Source organism: Aestuariivita sp. (genome assembly GCF_049276915.1).
Classification (GTDB): Bacteria; Pseudomonadota; Alphaproteobacteria; order Rhodobacterales; family Rhodobacteraceae; genus Aestuariivita.
Genome location: NZ_JBASXK010000011.1, coordinates 1 through 14,947 on the forward strand (window position 1 = coordinate 1; position 14,947 = coordinate 14,947).

The window sequence follows — 14,947 nt, forward strand, 5'->3', positions numbered from 1 at the left end:
CCAACTTCTGAAATCGCGCCCGTAGCGCTTCCGGCAAAGGTGCTGACATGATCCATCCTCCCAAACAGGATGAATCACAGATCAGGCTTCAAGGGAATCCTTACGATTCAGGTTTTCGGCGGGACGCATTAGGCGGTCGCGTGTCGATCCAGCGGGCTTTCCTGTGTCGAGTAGGCTTCATAGCCGACCCGATCCAACGCTGGTCTGCGGGTATAGGTCGCCGTGATCGGATCGGCATCCAGCGTCAGGCCGGTTACCGTGAGTGTTTGTGTCGTGGGATCATAGGTAAACGAACCCAGGTCGCTCTGGATGGCGGCGGGGATGGCCGTTGTCGGCGCTGTCGGGGTGCCGCCAGCCGGTGGGGTTGCTACGACAAAGGGATTGCCGCCACCACACGCGGCAAGCAGCGACACCACAAATGTGGCAAGCCAAACATGCTTCATCTGCCTCAACCTCAGGACTATTTTCTTATTTTCCCATGAGGATCCGTGTGTTGCAGGCAAAAGTCAATGTATTTGGAGGGGCTGTGGATAAATCGTGGCTTCTGTGTGACCACTATATAGTGGTTTTCGACGCGAAATCCGCAATATATAGTTAAGGCTCTCAACAGATTCTGTCGCCCAAAGGAGAGCCGCATATGCCCCTGTCGCCCGATCAAATCGCAGAAATCGAGGAACAGCGCTCGAACCCCCAGCAGACCCTGCGGGTCGTGGCACCGGGTATGGAAGCGCATCTGTATCATGCCAAGCCGGTTCTGGATCACGGTTTTGTCCGGGTGATCGACTATATGGGCGATGATGCGGCGATCTGTCAGGCAGCGCGGGTGTCTTACGGCAAGGGCACCAAATCGGTGCAGAATGACGAAGGGCTGATCCGCTATCTGATGCGACACTGGCATTCCACACCCTTCGAGATGTGCGAGATCAAACTGCATGTGAAACTGCCCGTGTTCGTGGCGCGCCAGTGGATCCGCCATCGCACGGCGAATGTGAACGAGTATTCGGCGCGCTATTCGATCCTGGACCGCGAGTTCTATATCCCCGCGCCCGAACATGTGAACGCGCAATCCGTGGTCAACAACCAGGGTCGCGGCGGGGTTCTGGAAGGGGCCGAGGCGGCGCGGGTTCTGGAGATCCTCAAGTCGGATTCCGCGCGCGCCTATGACAATTACGAAGCGATGATCAGCCAGGACGGGCAGGAGGGTCTGGCGCGCGAACTGGCGCGGATGAACCTGCCGGCCAATATCTATACGCAATGGTACTGGAAGGTGGATCTGCACAACCTGTTCCATTTCCTGCGCCTGCGCGCGGATGCCCATGCCCAGTACGAGATCCGAATCTATGCCGAAGAGCTCTGCAAGATCGTGGCGGACTGGGTGCCCTTCGCCTACAAGGCATTTGATGATTACCGCCTGGGGGCGGTGTCGCTGTCCGCGCAGATGGTGGATGTCACGCGCCGGATGCTGAAGGGTGAAACCGTGACACAAGAGACATCGGGGTTGTCCGCGCGCGAGTGGCGCGAGTTCATGGAGATTGTCGAGGGGTGAGGCGCGGCTGCCGGGATGGCGGGGGTCGTTCACGCGGATGATGCGGTCGGCCATGCTGGGCTAGACCCGCAGCTTGTGGCGGTGTGTAGGCTGGGGGTCCACCCCTACCCCCCGGGGGGCGATGCGGGACAGGCTTCAAAACCACTCCCCAGGGCGTCATCAATCTGTTACAAAAGCGTCATGACGCGCGTGTTTCTCATTCTGGCCTGCATGGCCTCGCCTGCCTTGGCGACAAGTCCGATTGCGCATGTGATCTGCGAGCCGACCGAGGTAATGCATCAAAAGCTGACCCGTCAGTTCGGTGAGACCCGGGCGGCCACGGGGTTACGCGGGCGCGAGCAGATCATGGAAGTCTGGACCGACAAGCAGGGCGATTGGACGATGGTGGTGACCTATGCCTCGGGCACTTCCTGCATCGTGGCCATGGGGGAGGAATGGACGCCCGTCACCCCGCCGGACCCTGCCTGACTGGGCAGAGCGCATGGGCGTGATGTGATCCGCGCGCCGCACAGCTTGGATTACAGTTAAAAAGTGCTGGACTTGCGCCGCCTGCAATTTGCATGCTGCACCTATCGTAATGAGGGAAAGTCGGATGCATTTTCAAAGAGTTCTTTCGGCCGCTGTGGCCGCGACACTGCTGACCGCCCTGCCGGGGCTTGCGATGGACGCGAAAGTCTATCCGTATCACGCCAAACACAATTTCTGCCCGGCCGGTCTGCAACCTGTGACAATTTCGGGTGCGATCTGCTGCGGCACGCCAAATCAGTCGCACAGCTATCAGTCGATGATGGCGCACCCCACGCCCAAACGGGTTTCAACCCGGCAGTACGACTGTCCTCCGGGAACCAAGGGCTGCAACTGAACACAAGAGGGAGCGCGCATCCGTGACCGGGGTGCGCGCCCCGATCTGGTGTCAGATTGCCTTTATGTCCGAAGCCATAGGTCGGCCATCGCGGCCGTCCTGCAGTTCGTATGTCACTTTCTGGTTGTCGGTAAGGCCTTGCATGCCTGACCTCTCGACTGCAGAAATATGCACAAATACATCATTCCCCCCACCGTCCGGAGCAATGAAGCCGTAACCTTTAGTACTGTTGAACCATTTCACGGTGCCTGTCGGCATGTCCCGTGTCTCCTTCTGCCTTAACTCACTTCAACTCACTTCGCGGTGGCATGTGACTGCATCCCGCAACCCAATCCGGAACGCTCACCAACAAGGACCTGACCTTGGTTTGGGCAAGGTATGGGCCGAGTTTTGAGCTTCCTCTTTTCAAGATTGCACGGCAGAACCAAAAATCAAGAAAAACGCCCGGAATCGTGTATGAATGACGGATTTCCGCTGAATAAATGGGATAAACGATGAAACTTTACGGTTTGAAGAGCTGTGACACATGCCGCAAGGCGCTGAAACTTCTGGATGGGGCCGAGTTCGTGGATGTGCGCGCAGATGGGATGCCTGCGGATGTGCTGGAGGCCGCTCTGGCGCAGTTTGGCGAGGCGCTGGTCAACACGCGTTCGACCACATGGCGCGGCTTGCCAGAGGCCGAGCGCGCGCGCGCTCCGGCGGCGCTGCTGGTTGATCATCCGACCCTGATGAAGCGCCCCTTGATCGTCGAGGATGCAGGCGCGATGCATCTGGGATGGACAGCGCAGGTACGGGCAGCCCTTGGCGTGAGCTGAGCGCGGCCTTACCTGTCACAGAGGACGCAGAGAATAAAGGATAGTCTTCATGCGCAATGCAGCACTGACCCTCGGGATCATCGGCGGGTTGATCGGAATGCTGGTCGGGTTTTTCAGCTTTGGCTATACGGCGGCGGTGGATCAGTTCGGAGAGATCGACGGACTGGCCGAGCAGGTGAGCAATGTGCAGCTGGTGCGCATCATGTCGATCCTGGCACCCATGCTGGCGATTGCAGGTGCAGCGATGGCAAAGGTTCGGGCGCTGTGGGGCGGGGCCTTGATGCTGATGTCGGCGGCGGGGATGTATTACGCGTTCGGCTTCAACGTCTTTACCATGTTCCCGATTTGCTTTGTCGGGGTTGGCGGTGTGATGGCCATCGCGGCGGGGCAGCCGGATGAGCCCAAGGCGCATTTCTGATATCCGTTCGGCCTGACTGAAAAGCCGCCCCTGATGGGCGGCTTTGTCATGGATCGGTCGCACGGGTCAGGCACAGGCCGCTCAGGTGCCGCGCGACAAGATTCGGTCGACCGACAGGGGGCCGGCCCCCTTGATCACCAGAACGATCAGCACGAAAACCCAGAACATGCGCTGATCGAGGAGCACCCCGTCAGGGATGCGGTCGAACATGGCCCCCCAGTGTTTCGCTGTGCGCAATCCCGCCATGGCCATAAAGGTCGGTCAGGGATTGCACGATGACAAATCCGATCATGCCGATGCTGGCCAACCGCGTGAACAGGCCGATGACGATCAGCAGGGGCAGAATGAATTCGGCAAGCGTGCCCGCCGTCACCACCGCCCAATGGAAGAGACCCAGTTGCGAGACATCAAAGCTGACCGCTTCCATGGCTTTGGGGAAAATCTGGACATAGGCCCCGACTGAGGGTTGCAAGAGGCCGAACAGACCGTCTCCGACTTTGGTCATGCCGGATGCCCAGAAATACAACAGCAGGGTCGAGGCAAAGACATACCGTGCCAGCGTGGGCAACAGCCAGTCGCCGGCGCGATCCAGCCGGGAAAAGATGGCGTTGTGAAGGGAAACAAGGGCTGACATGGGACACGGTCTTTCTAGTTGAGGGAGGTGATTGCACCGCCCGAAATCAACAGCGCCAGACTGGCAGCAAGGTCGAAATCCGGGGCTTCGGCCAGAGCGGCATCATGGGCGCTGCCCAGCGTCTGTCCCGCGTTCAAGGCAGCGATGAAGGCACCGCCGCCGGGCGGCAGGGCATGGGGCAGCGGATCGAACTCGGGGCGCAGGATCACGACGTCCTGTGCCACGGGGGCAGGTTTGGGGGCGTTGTCTTCGGTGTTGAACAGCCAGATCGCGTGGATCGGCCAGGGCGAGCGGATCAGCTCAAGCGCTGGCGCGAGGATGAGGCGCGTGTTCAGCAAGGCCTCAGGGGACCGAGCGCCAAGATCGCCCGGATCAATCGGTGTTGCGTCCGCCGCGTGATAGGATCTGCGCAGGGCCAGTTCCAGACGGGCGACATCGGGCAGATAACCCAGGTGAGCAAGCTGGGGAAGGCTGGCGACGAAATCCGGAAACTCTGCGCCATAGTGCATCATCAGCGCCGAGCCGGGCGGGTGGGCGCGCAGGTAAAGCCCCGCAAGCCCGTCCATGTTTTGCTGGCCCAGAAGCTTGGTGATGACCGGAAAGCCTTGGCGCAGTGCCTCGGTCAGAGAGACGGCGACGTTGTTGCGATAGACATTATAGCGCCGTCCCGCGGGGCGGTCCTGACCGTCAATCAGCCCGTCCGGTATCGGCTGGGCTGCATCCAGCAATGCGGCGCGAAAGATATCCTGAGAGACGCTCATGCCACGCGCCGCGACAGGGCGGTTGCGGCGCGGCTGGCCTCGGCGGCCAGAACCGGCCAATCGGGCACGTCGGTGTCCCATTCCACCAGGGTGGGGCGGGGGCCGGAGCGTTGAAGCGTGTAATCAAGCAGCGCCCAGACTGGGTCGACGATGGCCGCGCCATGGCTGTCTATGAGAAGCGGCGCGCCGTGATCGTCCTGGTCTTCGTCATGGCCGCCCAGATGGATTTCCCCCACCTTGTCCAGCGGGTAGGCGTCGATATAGGCCTGTGGGGCATATCCCAGGTTGGTGGCCGAAACAAAAACGTTGTTCACATCCAACAGCAATCCGCAGCCGGTGCGGCGGCTGAGTTCGGCCAGGAAATCGGTTTCGCTCCAGGTGCTTTCGGCAAAGGCGAGATAGCTTGAGGGGTTTTCCAGAAGCATCCGGCGGCCCAGCACGTCCTGCACCTGATCGATATGCGCGGTGATGCGGCTGAGCGTGTCGTTGGTATAGGGCAAGGGCAGCAGATCGTTGAGAAACTCTGCGCCATGGGTGGACCAGGCGAGATGCTCGGAAAAGCTGGCCGGTTGCAGCCAGCCCATCAGCTTTTTCAGACGGGCAAGGTGGTCGCGATCCAGCGGGTCTGCACCACCGATGGACAGGCCGACGCCGTGGACGGATATCGCAAAGCGTTCGGACAGGGCGCGCATCTGTGCCAGCGGGCGCCCGCCATCCCCCATATAGTTCTCGGCATGAACCTCTAGCCATTGCACCGGGCCGGGATCGGCCATGATCTCGGTGAAATGCTGGGGCTTGTAACCCACACCGGGGGCAGAGGGCAGCCGGTCATGTTTCGGGGTGGCGTCGAGCATGGATCTCAGTCCGCAGGATGGTTCCGAGGCCGATCTTGCCCGGCCAGAGGCGTATCAAACCGTGCGATCCGACCGAGGGATCGGATCGCACGAGATGGTGCGGATTTAGCTTGGCAGGTCACGTTCCTGGGCTTCGAGCGAGCCTTCGCGCGCTGTGCCATCTGCCATCGCAGGCAGTTCCATCGACGTACAGGTGCCGGCATCGACCAGCGTCCATGCGTTGCCCTGATAGTCCACTGTGGATGTACCTGCGCAGGTGGTGCCGGGGCCTGCGGCGCAATCGTTCTGGCCTGCAAGGCTTACACCATAGCATTTTTCCTTGGCTTGCGCGTTTGCGGTGCCGACCTGCGAGGCCAGTGCGGCTGCGACAGCACCTGCGACGGCGATGGTTTTGAAAGCGTTGGACATTTTCATAATCCCCTTGGTTTCTTTATCAGTGTCTTTCATCGACAGGATCAGCCTACAGGCTAAAGGCATCACATGGAAACTCACGAGCCTGTGTCTCACGCTTGCGTCAGGCTGTGTGAGACGGACATTCCCTGTAAGGCATTGAAAAGAAACAAACGTGATTGGAATGTTTCAACCGGACCCACCTGGACGGGTCCGGTTCTTGGCGTCGCGTCAGCAATTGTTACAACTGATCGGGCGCTGTTGCGGCGGTTGCCAGCGACTTTGTTACATCCGCAAGGGTTTGCACGCGGGTCTCTTTTTCGCCAAGGCGGCGGATGGTGACGGTGCGGTCTTCGACCTCGCGGTGGCCGATAGCAAGAATTACCGGGACTTTGCCCACGGAATGCTCGCGGACCTTGTAGTTGATCTTTTCGTTGCGGGTGTCGGCTTCGGCGCGCACGCCCACGGCCTGCAGGGCCGCGACGACCTCGTTCACATAGTCATCGGCCTCGGAGACGATTGAGGCGACCACAACCTGGCGCGGGGCCAGCCAGAAGGGCAGCTTGCCGGCATGTTCCTCGATCAGGATGCCGATGAAGCGTTCGAAGCTGCCCAGAACCGCGCGGTGCAGCATGACGGGCCGGTGTTTGCCGCCGTCCGAGCCGATATAGCTGGCATCCAGCCGTTCGGGCAGAACGAAATCCACCTGCAGCGTGCCGCATTGCCAATCACGTCCGATGGCATCGGTCAGCACGAATTCCAGTTTCGGACCATAAAAGGCGCCTTCGCCGGGGTTCAGCTCGAACTCGCAACCTGCGGCACGCGTCGCTGCCTTGAGGGCAGCTTCGGATTTGTCCCAGACCTCGTCCGATCCCGAGCGCAGATCGGGGCGGTCCGAGAATTTGACCTTGAAGCTTTCAAAGCCGAGGTCGCGGTAGATGTCGCTGAGGAATTCGATGAAGCGTTTTGTTTCATGCTCGATCTGGGACTCTTCACAGAAGATATGGGCATCGTCCTGCGTGAAGCCGCGCACACGCATGATTCCGTGCAAGGCACCGCTTGGTTCGTATCTGTTGCAGGAGCCGAATTCGGCCATGCGCAACGGAAGGTCACGGTATGATTTCAGTCCCTGGTTGAAGACCTGTACGTGACAGGGGCAGTTCATCGGTTTGAGCGCATTCACCGCCTTTTCGCGGGCGTGCTCCTCGTCCACTTCGACGATGAACATATGCTCTTGATACTTGTCCCAATGCCCCGAGGCTTCCCAGAGCTTGCGGTCCACGACCTGGGGGGTGTTGACCTCGACATACCCGCCCGCGCGCTGCTTGCGGCGCATGTAGTCCTGAAGCGTGGTATAGATCATCCAGCCGTTGGGATGCCAGAAGACCTGCCCCGGGGCTTCTTCCTGCATGTGATAGAGATCCATCTCGCGACCCAGCTTGCGGTGATCGCGTTTTGCGGCCTCTTCCAGCATCGTCAGATGGGCCTTGAGCTTTTCCTTGCCGGTGAAGGCAACGCCATAGATGCGCTGCAGCATCGCGCGTTTGGAATCTCCGCGCCAATAGGCACCCGCGATGGACATCAGCTTGAATGCATCGCCCGGCACCTGCCCGGTGTGTTGCAGGTGCGGGCCGCGGCAGAGATCCTGCCAATGGCCGTGCCAATACATGCGCAGCGGCTCATCGCCGGGGATCGCTTCGATCAGCTCGACCTTGTAGGGCTCGTTATTGGCCTTGTAGAATTCGATCGCGCGCTCACGCTCCCAGATCTCGGTGGTGACGGGATCGCGCTTGTTGATGATTTCCTTCATCTTGGCTTCGATCAGGCCCAGATCTTCGGGGGTAAACGGCTCGGAGCGGTCAAAGTCGTAATACCAGCCATTGTCGATGACGGGGCCGATGGTGACCTTGGTGGCGGGCCAGATTTCCTGCACGGCGCGGGCCATGATATGCGCCAGATCGTGGCGGACCAGTTCATTGGCCTGCTCTTCGTCTTTCATGGTGTGGATGGCGATTTCGGCGTCGCCTGCGATCGGCCAAGCCAGATCCCAGTGCTGACCGTTCACGGTCGCGCTGATCGCCTTCTTGGCCAGCGAGGTCGAGATGTCCGCAGCCACTTCGGCCGGGGTGATCCCCGCCTTGAAATCGCGTGCATTGCCATCGGGAAAGGTGAGTGAGATTTGGGCCATTTCAGCCTCCTCGTCAGTTTGGCGCCCACGGAACGCCCGGTTGCGGGTATATGTGTGGGAAGCGGTGTGGCAGGGGGAGGCTGAGGCGTCAAGAGACAGCATGGCATTGCGCGACGGACGTTGCCGATAGGACTCAGGGCGCGGGTGAGGGGCCAGCCCCTCACACTCCCCGCCGTATTTTCGGCAAGAAGAAGGAGGGGCTGGTCGGATCCATCAGCGCGCGGCAAACACCGCATATGCCATGAGCAGGCAGCACAGCCAGCCAAGGGAGAAGATGATCGGCCGGATCGGCATTCTGGCGTAGCCCGAGATCATGCCTGCCGCGTGGATCACGCGCAGCCAGAAAAAGGCGATGGCCGTCCAGTAGGTGAGGGTGGTGAAGCCATCCAGCCGGTCGACCAGCAGCACCAGAATGGCAAAGGGGATGGCCTGTTCCAGCAGGTTCAGATGCGCGCGGTGGGCGCGGTGGACCCAGGGTCTGAGCTGGGTCAGATCACCCGGGCGGGGGAAGCTATCCGGATCAGCAGGATCGGAGTTGACGCCGACGATATAGGGGATCCAGAGGGAGGCGGCGAGGATCATCAGACAGGTGAGAATACCGAGTTCGGTGGGGATCTGTTGCATTACATTGCCGCCTTCAGAGCTGTGCCGGTTTCCAGGTAGGATTTGAGGGAGGCCGCCAGACGGGCCCAGCCTTCTGCAAAGCCTTCCTGGCCGGGAGCCATGTCGTAATGCTCGATGGTCAGCATGCAGGTTTCGCCCTGCGGTTCGATCAGATAGACCATGTGGCTTGCCGGTGCGTCGGGCCCCATGAACAGCGGCTCGAAGGTCATGGCGATGCGGGTTTTCGGGTCCATTTCCGTGGTGACCTGGCGCAGCATCGCTTCGCCATCCGGTTTGATGAATTCGGTCACGTTGTCGGGGCGCGCATCGCCGCGCACCTGGTTGCACATGAAGTGATAGGCGGCCATCTGGTCGGCTTTGGTCAGGGCGTCCCAAAGGGCATCCTGCGTGCAGCGGATGAAGGTTTGCATCATGAAATCGGGTTTTGCCATATCGGTCCTTCTTTCTAACTGGGCTTTGAGATCACTCAGGGCCTGCGTCTGGGGTCGCAGAAAGGGTGCGATCCAACGGTCGAGTATCTCCTGCAGGGGAAAGGCGTTCAGATAGTGATATTTGAACCGCCCCTGTTTGCGTGTGACGATGAGATGGGCGTCCTCGAGAATCTTGAGGTGCTTCATGACCCCGAAACGGGTCATGTCCAGTTGCCCCTCCAGATCGGATAGGCTTTGCCCGTCCTTGCGGCGCAAACTGTCAAGCAGCGCGCGCCGGGCGGGGTCGTTGAGGGCTTTGAAAAGATCGTCCATGGCGATGAATATAGGTTACTTAAAGGTCACGTGACAATATGGTAACTTGTAATGGCACTGTTGCCCCGCTCAACCCCTTGTGCACAATGGGGAAAAATTCGGGAGGAGAAGGTGATGGAAACCAGTTGGGCACGGCTGAAAGCGCATGAGCTGCGGGATCTGGCGGCACAGGATGCGGTGGTGATTCTGCCCGTGGCGTCGATCGAGCAGCACGGGCCGCATCTGCCGGTGATGACCGACACCCGGATCGGCGAAGAGATGGCGCGGCGGGCGGCGGAAAAGGCCTGGGCCAAGCGGCCCACGATCTGGACGCCGGTGATGTGGGCGGGGCTGAGCGAGCATCACATGGATTTCGGTGGCACGCTGACAGTGACGCCCGCCACCTTCCGGGCGGTGATCATCGACCTGATCGCGGCGATCCGGAGGGCAGGGTTCCGGCATATCCTGATCTCGAATTCGCATGGCGGCAACATCATCCCCTGCAAGCAGATCCTGGACGAGATTTCGCCCGGGCTGGACGGCGTCGTTGTCTTTGCCACCTATGCCACCGAGGCGGGCGAGGCATTCGGTGCACCGCTGGAGGATCAGCCCAACATCATGCATGCCTGCGAGGCGGAAACCTCGATGATGATGGTCTGCGCGCCCGAGACGGTGGATGACAGCGATCTGGCGGCGCATAACGTGCCCTTTGGCAATGGTCCGGATTTTCTGGCGGCAGGCAAGGCGGCGTACCGTTGGCGGCCCCTGGCCCATGCCACGCCCAACGGCGTGCTGGGGATGCCCGAGAAATCGACGCCCGCCAAAGGCGAGGCGCTTTTGGAAATCGGGTCTCAGGCGCTGGCCGATCTGATCACCGATCCCGAGACCTGGGCCGATGTGCAGGATCTGCGCGGAGCGGGCACAGGCGGCGTGCCCTTTGCGGGGCGCAGATGACGCCGCATCTGCAGACCTCGCAGGGCCGCAGCCTGGCCTATCACAAGAGCGATGGCGCGGGGCCGACCGTGGTGTTTCTGGGCGGGCTGAAATCCGACATGGAGGGCACCAAGGCCATCTATCTGCAGGACTGGGCGCGCGCGCGCGGGCAGGCCTTCCTGCGGTTTGACTATTCGGGTCATGGAGAGAGTTCGGGCCGGTTCGAGGACGGCTGCATCGGCGACTGGCATCACGATACGCTGGCCATGATCGACGCGCTGACCGATGGGCCGCTGATTGTCGTGGGGTCGTCGATGGGGGGCTGGCAGGCGCTGTTGCTGGCGCGCGCGCGGCCCGATCGGATCGCCGGGATGGTCACCATCGCCGCCGCGCCGGATTTCACCGAGGATGGCTATTGGGCCAGTTTTTCGCAGGCCGAGAAAGAGGCATTGGAGCGCGTGGGACATGTGGAACGGCCGTCCGATTACATGGAGCCCTATATCATCACCAGACGCATGATCGAGGATGGCCGCGCACATCTGGTCCTGCGCGCTCACCTGTCGCTGCCGTTTCCGGTGCGCTGTCTGCAAGGAACAGTCGATACGGCGGTCAGTACCGAGACGGCGTTGCGGTTGCTGGAACATGCGGACTGTCCGGATATGCGCCTGACGCTGGTCAAGGACGCGGATCACCGGTTCTCGGATGGCCCCTGTCTGGGGCTGATCGAAGCCGCGGTGGCCGAGTTGAGCCACCTGTGAGGTCATGAGCATGCGCCGCCCCGCCTCGATGTGGAGCCTTGAGGCATTGGGCCGGGTGCGCCTGTCGCGCCATTTCTACATGCGCGAGTTCCTGTATTCCGAGATCGGGAATTTCCACCAGATCCAGAACATCCCCGATGACCCCGATCTTGCGATCGAAACTGGTCGCGCGCTGTGCCGGACATTGCTTGATCCGCTGGAAGACACGTTCGGACGGGTCGCGCTGCGTTCGGGTTATCGCTCGCGCCGGCTCAATGCCTTTGGCAATCAGCACAAGCTGAACTGCGCGCGCAATGACAATCCGCTGGAATGCCATATCTGGGACCGGGCCTCGGGAGAGGATGCGGTGGCGGGGGCCTCGATCGTGATCCCGTGGTTTGCCGATCAATATGATCAGGGCCGCGACTGGCGTGATCTGGCGTGGTGGATGCATGATCATCTGGCCTATTCCGAGATCTGGTTTTTCCCGAAGCTTTGTGCGTTCAATCTGGTCTGGCGGCCCCGGCCCAAACGGCGCATCGACAGCTATATCGCGCCAAGGGGCACGCTTTTGAAAGCCGGGGCCGAGCCGGGCGAGTCTCTGGCTGTGCGTCAGGCGCGCTATGGCGATTTCCCGCGCTTTCAGAGCCACGGTCCGGGCTGAATGCTGCATTTGCACCTTGCCCGGAGAGCGCGTTTCCAGCATCACTTGCAAAACTGAGCGGCCTTGAACGGGAGAGGGCAGGCAGATGGCAGAAGCGGTGGTTCTGATCCCTGATCTGATGTGCGATGCCCGTATTTTCGAACATCAAATCAATGCCTTGTCTTCCGAATGCGCGGTGACGATTGCCGCCCCGGTTTCAGGAGAGCGCATCGAAGAGATGGCCTCGGCCATTCTGGACGGGGTGCCGCGCCGCTTTGCCCTGGCGGGCTTGGGCCTTGGGGCGACGGTGGCCCTGGAAGTGTTTCGACGTGCGCCTGAACGGGTGAGCCGCCTGGCTCTGATCAGCGTTGATCCCCAGGCCGAGATCCCGGCCAAGGCCGCCGAGCGTGAGCTTTTGATTGCCCGCGCCCGGGCGGGGCGTCTGGAGGAGGTGGCATTGCAGCTTTGGGGGCCTGACCCCGTGGCGCAGGGCCTGCAGCGCATGGAGATCCAGGGCTGCTTGCGCCGGATGGCGACCGAGCTGGGCCCGGATCTGTTCCTGCGCCAGGCCCGTGCCCTGCAGCGCAGGCGCGACTATCAGGGCGAGTTGCGGCGCATCAAGGTTCCGACAATGGTGATTGGAGGGCTCGAGGATCGTGCGATCCCCGCCAAACGCCAGCAGTTCATGGCCGATCTGATCCCACGCGCGACGTTGCGCCTGATTGAAGGGGCCGCGCGGTTTCCGGTTCTCGAGACCCCCGAAGCCATGACAGAAACCCTGGCGGATTGGCTGGCACTGCCCCTGGTTCTTGGCTGAGGCGGGACGTCAGCCCGGGGCTGTCCTGGGGCCCAGACCCAGTTCCCGACGCTCGCTCTGGCTCAGCACTTTGGGTGTGCGCACGGGCAGGCGCGTCTGTGGATCAAAGAACGGGGTATCGCGCCAGTCTCCGCTGATCAGGCCCGAGAGCGAGCGCACGGCGATCGGCCAGACCATGCGCATTGCATGCCGATGACCGCGTTTGCCGCCCGGTTTGGGGACAAAGGCTTTGACACGCACCGGACCTGCCTGTCGAGGGCTGTCGAGCCGTTCGACGCGCAGGCCGACCATGCTCAGACGTGGCGTGGCGACCGTGTTGAACATCGGTGTCTGACAGCATCCCGCATACCAGCGCAGCAGGCCGGTGGGGTAGAGGCGCAACAGCGCCAGATGCTCGGCCCCGGTGTCTATCGAGATATCCGAGGGGCTGACCTGCACTATATGAAGCCCCGAGGTTTCGGGGTCCGGTTGGCCAAGATAGACGTCCGCGGCGCGACAATCGGCACAAAAGCACTGAAGGTGAACGCCGCTCTGTGGTGACAAAGCGGCGACATGACCGGAAAACCGGCCGCAATTGCACGAGAACCGCGTGTCTTGCCCGGTTCCCGCCACGCTCATGCGGCGGCATTTTTATTCGCTGGTTTCTTGGTCTTCGACGTGGATTTGGCCGGCGCACCGCTATTGGCGTCGATGAAGGCCAGAACCAGGGGGCGGATGTTGTCGCGCCAGCTGCGGCCTGCGAAGATGCCGTAATGGCCCGCACCCGGTTCAAGGTGGCTGGCTTTTTTGGACGCCGGCAGGCCTGTACACAGATCAAGCGCGGCGACACATTGGCCCGGAGCCGAAATATCGTCATTCGCCCCTTCGACGGTTTTCACCGCAACCGAGGTGATCTTGCCGATATCGACCTTGTGGCCATCCACCACGAATTCGTTCTTGGCGATTTCACGGTTCTTGAACACCCGTTCGACCGTCGAGAGATAGAACTCTGCCGTCATGTCCATGACCGCCAGATACTCATCATAAAAGCGGTTATGGGCATCATGATCCGTGGCCTCGCCTTTGGAGGCCCGGGTGATCTGGTCCATGAAAGCCTGCGTGTGACGTTCGCCGTTCATCGACATGAACGAGGCCAGTTGCAGCAGGCCGGGATAGACCATGCGGCCCACGCCGGGATACTTGAAGCCGACGCGCTGGATCATGGTTTCTTCCAGCTGGCCCATGGTGACGCGACGGCCGAAATCGGTGACTTCGGTCGGGGTTGCGTCCGGGTCAATCGGGCCGCCGATCAGGGTCAGCGTAAGCGGTTGCGCGTCCGGGTCCTGCTCGGCCAGATAGGCGGTTGCGGCCAGTGTCAGAGGGGCAGGCTGGCAGACCGCGATCACATGGGTGTCTGGTCCCAGTTCGCGCATGAAATCGACCAGATAGAGCGTGTAATCCTCGACATCGAACTTACCTGCGCTGACCGGGATGTCGCGCGCGTTGTGCCAGTCGGTGATATAGACTTCGCAATCCACCAGCAGCGATTTCACGGTCGAGCGCAGAAGCGTCGCATAGTGACCCGACATCGGAGCCACCAGCAGCACCTTGCGTGGATTGGGGGTGCGGCCTGTCACATTGAAATGGATCAGATCGCCGAACGGGCGTTCAACCACGGTTTCGATATTGACCAGATGGTCGCGACCATCTTCGCAGGTAAAGGTGCGAATGCCCCAGTCCGGCTTGACCGTCATGCGCTTGAACGTACGCTCGGTCACGGCACCCCAGGCGGCCATCCATTGCAGGCCGGGATTGGGAAACATAGAAAAGACCGGATAGGACGCCATGGCTGTTGCGGTCGCGCCCAGCCACTGGTTAGTATTGCGGGCCGTTTCCATGAGATCATATGTCACCATGTAACGCATCGGGAACTCCTAAAAAGACGACCCTGATGAAAAGGTCGGACTATTCGTCGCTTTGCCTCCCAAGCCCTGCGACAGTATTCTGCACTGCAGAGAGAGTAG

General features: G+C 61.0%; 19 protein-coding genes and 1 pseudogene. 9 read left to right on the forward strand and 11 right to left on the reverse strand.

Annotation, left to right across the window (positions count from 1 at the left end):
• Positions 1-128: 128 nt before the first annotated feature.
• Entirely contained in the window at positions 129-443 is a 315-nt protein-coding gene (locus tag WAO69_RS00840; RefSeq protein ID WP_422175766.1) for a hypothetical protein, read from the reverse strand.
• A 194-nt stretch (positions 444-637) separates the two neighbouring features.
• On the opposite strand from WAO69_RS00840, the gene thyX reads away from it, so the two are divergent.
• From thyX to WAO69_RS00855, 3 genes are all read left to right on the forward strand, one after another.
• Positions 638-1,546: an FAD-dependent thymidylate synthase gene (gene thyX / locus WAO69_RS00845; protein WP_422175768.1), complete on the forward strand. Its 909-nt coding sequence runs from the start codon at positions 638-640 to the stop codon at positions 1,544-1,546.
• 180 nt (positions 1,547-1,726) lie between these two features.
• Positions 1,727-2,014: a hypothetical protein gene (locus WAO69_RS00850; RefSeq protein WP_422175770.1), complete on the forward strand. Its 288-nt coding sequence runs from the start codon at positions 1,727-1,729 to the stop codon at positions 2,012-2,014.
• Positions 2,015-2,138: 124 nt separating this feature from the next.
• Positions 2,139-2,408 (forward strand): hypothetical protein, encoded by a 270-nt coding sequence (locus WAO69_RS00855; protein WP_422175772.1) that lies wholly within the window; start codon positions 2,139-2,141, stop codon positions 2,406-2,408.
• A 51-nt stretch (positions 2,409-2,459) separates the two neighbouring features.
• On the opposite strand, the gene WAO69_RS00860 is transcribed toward WAO69_RS00855, so the two are convergent.
• Positions 2,460-2,666, reverse strand: coding sequence for a cold-shock protein (locus WAO69_RS00860; RefSeq protein ID WP_422175774.1), 207 nt, complete (start codon positions 2,664-2,666; stop codon positions 2,460-2,462).
• 236 nt (positions 2,667-2,902) lie between these two features.
• Here WAO69_RS00860 and WAO69_RS00865 point away from each other — a divergent pair, with 236 nt between their 5' ends.
• Complete coding sequence (locus tag WAO69_RS00865) at positions 2,903-3,223, forward strand: arsenate reductase family protein (RefSeq protein ID WP_422175776.1); 321 nt, start codon at positions 2,903-2,905, stop codon at positions 3,221-3,223.
• A 49-nt stretch (positions 3,224-3,272) separates the two neighbouring features.
• Complete coding sequence (locus WAO69_RS00870) at positions 3,273-3,641, forward strand: hypothetical protein (RefSeq protein ID WP_422175778.1); 369 nt, start codon at positions 3,273-3,275, stop codon at positions 3,639-3,641.
• Positions 3,642-3,722: 81 nt separating this feature from the next.
• On the opposite strand, the pseudogene WAO69_RS00875 reads toward WAO69_RS00870, so the two are convergent.
• The 7 genes and pseudogenes from WAO69_RS00875 to WAO69_RS00905 form a co-directional block, all read right to left on the reverse strand.
• Positions 3,723-4,275: pseudogene (locus tag WAO69_RS00875) on the reverse strand (DoxX family protein).
• Positions 4,276-4,289: 14 nt separating this feature from the next.
• On the reverse strand, positions 4,290-5,036 hold the full coding sequence (locus tag WAO69_RS00880; protein WP_422175780.1) for a putative DNA-binding domain-containing protein: 747 nt from the start codon (positions 5,034-5,036) through the stop codon (positions 4,290-4,292).
• Positions 5,033-5,890 carry a DUF692 domain-containing protein gene (locus tag WAO69_RS00885; protein ID WP_422175782.1) on the reverse strand — a complete coding sequence of 286 codons (858 nt, stop codon included), beginning with the start codon at positions 5,888-5,890 and terminating at the stop codon, positions 5,033-5,035. Before WAO69_RS00885 ends, WAO69_RS00880 begins: the two co-directional genes overlap by 4 nt.
• A gap of 105 nt (positions 5,891-5,995) precedes the next feature.
• Positions 5,996-6,298 (reverse strand): DUF2282 domain-containing protein, encoded by a 303-nt coding sequence (locus tag WAO69_RS00890; RefSeq protein WP_422175784.1) that lies wholly within the window; start codon positions 6,296-6,298, stop codon positions 5,996-5,998.
• Positions 6,299-6,521: 223 nt separating this feature from the next.
• Positions 6,522-8,468 carry a threonine--tRNA ligase gene (gene thrS / locus WAO69_RS00895; protein WP_422175786.1) on the reverse strand — a complete coding sequence of 649 codons (1,947 nt, stop codon included), beginning with the start codon at positions 8,466-8,468 and terminating at the stop codon, positions 6,522-6,524.
• A gap of 213 nt (positions 8,469-8,681) precedes the next feature.
• Positions 8,682-9,092: an MAPEG family protein gene (locus WAO69_RS00900; RefSeq protein WP_422175788.1), complete on the reverse strand. Its 411-nt coding sequence runs from the start codon at positions 9,090-9,092 to the stop codon at positions 8,682-8,684.
• A complete protein-coding gene (locus WAO69_RS00905) occupies positions 9,092-9,835 on the reverse strand; it encodes an ArsR/SmtB family transcription factor (RefSeq protein WP_422175790.1) in 744 nt (247 codons plus the stop codon). The genes WAO69_RS00900 and WAO69_RS00905 overlap by 1 nt, the downstream gene beginning before the upstream one ends.
• A gap of 114 nt (positions 9,836-9,949) precedes the next feature.
• Between WAO69_RS00905 and WAO69_RS00910 the strand changes: the two genes are divergently transcribed.
• The 4 genes from WAO69_RS00910 to WAO69_RS00925 all read left to right on the forward strand — a co-directional run bounded on the left by WAO69_RS00910 (position 9,950) and on the right by WAO69_RS00925 (position 12,944).
• A complete protein-coding gene (locus WAO69_RS00910) occupies positions 9,950-10,768 on the forward strand; it encodes a creatininase family protein (protein WP_422175792.1) in 819 nt (272 codons plus the stop codon).
• On the forward strand, positions 10,765-11,505 hold the full coding sequence (locus WAO69_RS00915) for an alpha/beta fold hydrolase (protein ID WP_422175794.1): 741 nt from the start codon (positions 10,765-10,767) through the stop codon (positions 11,503-11,505). Before WAO69_RS00910 ends, WAO69_RS00915 begins: the two co-directional genes overlap by 4 nt.
• A 28-nt stretch (positions 11,506-11,533) precedes the next feature.
• Entirely contained in the window at positions 11,534-12,148 is a 615-nt protein-coding gene (locus WAO69_RS00920) for a hypothetical protein (RefSeq protein ID WP_422175909.1), read from the forward strand.
• A gap of 85 nt (positions 12,149-12,233) precedes the next feature.
• The gene (locus tag WAO69_RS00925) at positions 12,234-12,944 is read left to right on the forward strand and encodes an alpha/beta fold hydrolase (protein ID WP_422175796.1); all 711 of its coding nucleotides are present in this window, start codon (positions 12,234-12,236) and stop codon (positions 12,942-12,944) included.
• Positions 12,945-12,953: 9 nt separating this feature from the next.
• On the opposite strand, the gene WAO69_RS00930 is transcribed toward WAO69_RS00925, so the two are convergent.
• Both WAO69_RS00930 and phaZ read right to left on the reverse strand, forming a co-directional pair.
• Complete coding sequence (locus WAO69_RS00930) at positions 12,954-13,562, reverse strand: DUF6151 family protein (protein WP_422175798.1); 609 nt, start codon at positions 13,560-13,562, stop codon at positions 12,954-12,956.
• Positions 13,559-14,848, reverse strand: a complete 1,290-nt coding sequence (gene phaZ / locus WAO69_RS00935) for a polyhydroxyalkanoate depolymerase (protein WP_422175800.1) — start codon at positions 14,846-14,848, stop codon at positions 13,559-13,561. The genes WAO69_RS00930 and phaZ overlap by 4 nt, the downstream gene beginning before the upstream one ends.
• Between the last annotated feature and the right edge of the window lie 99 nt (positions 14,849-14,947).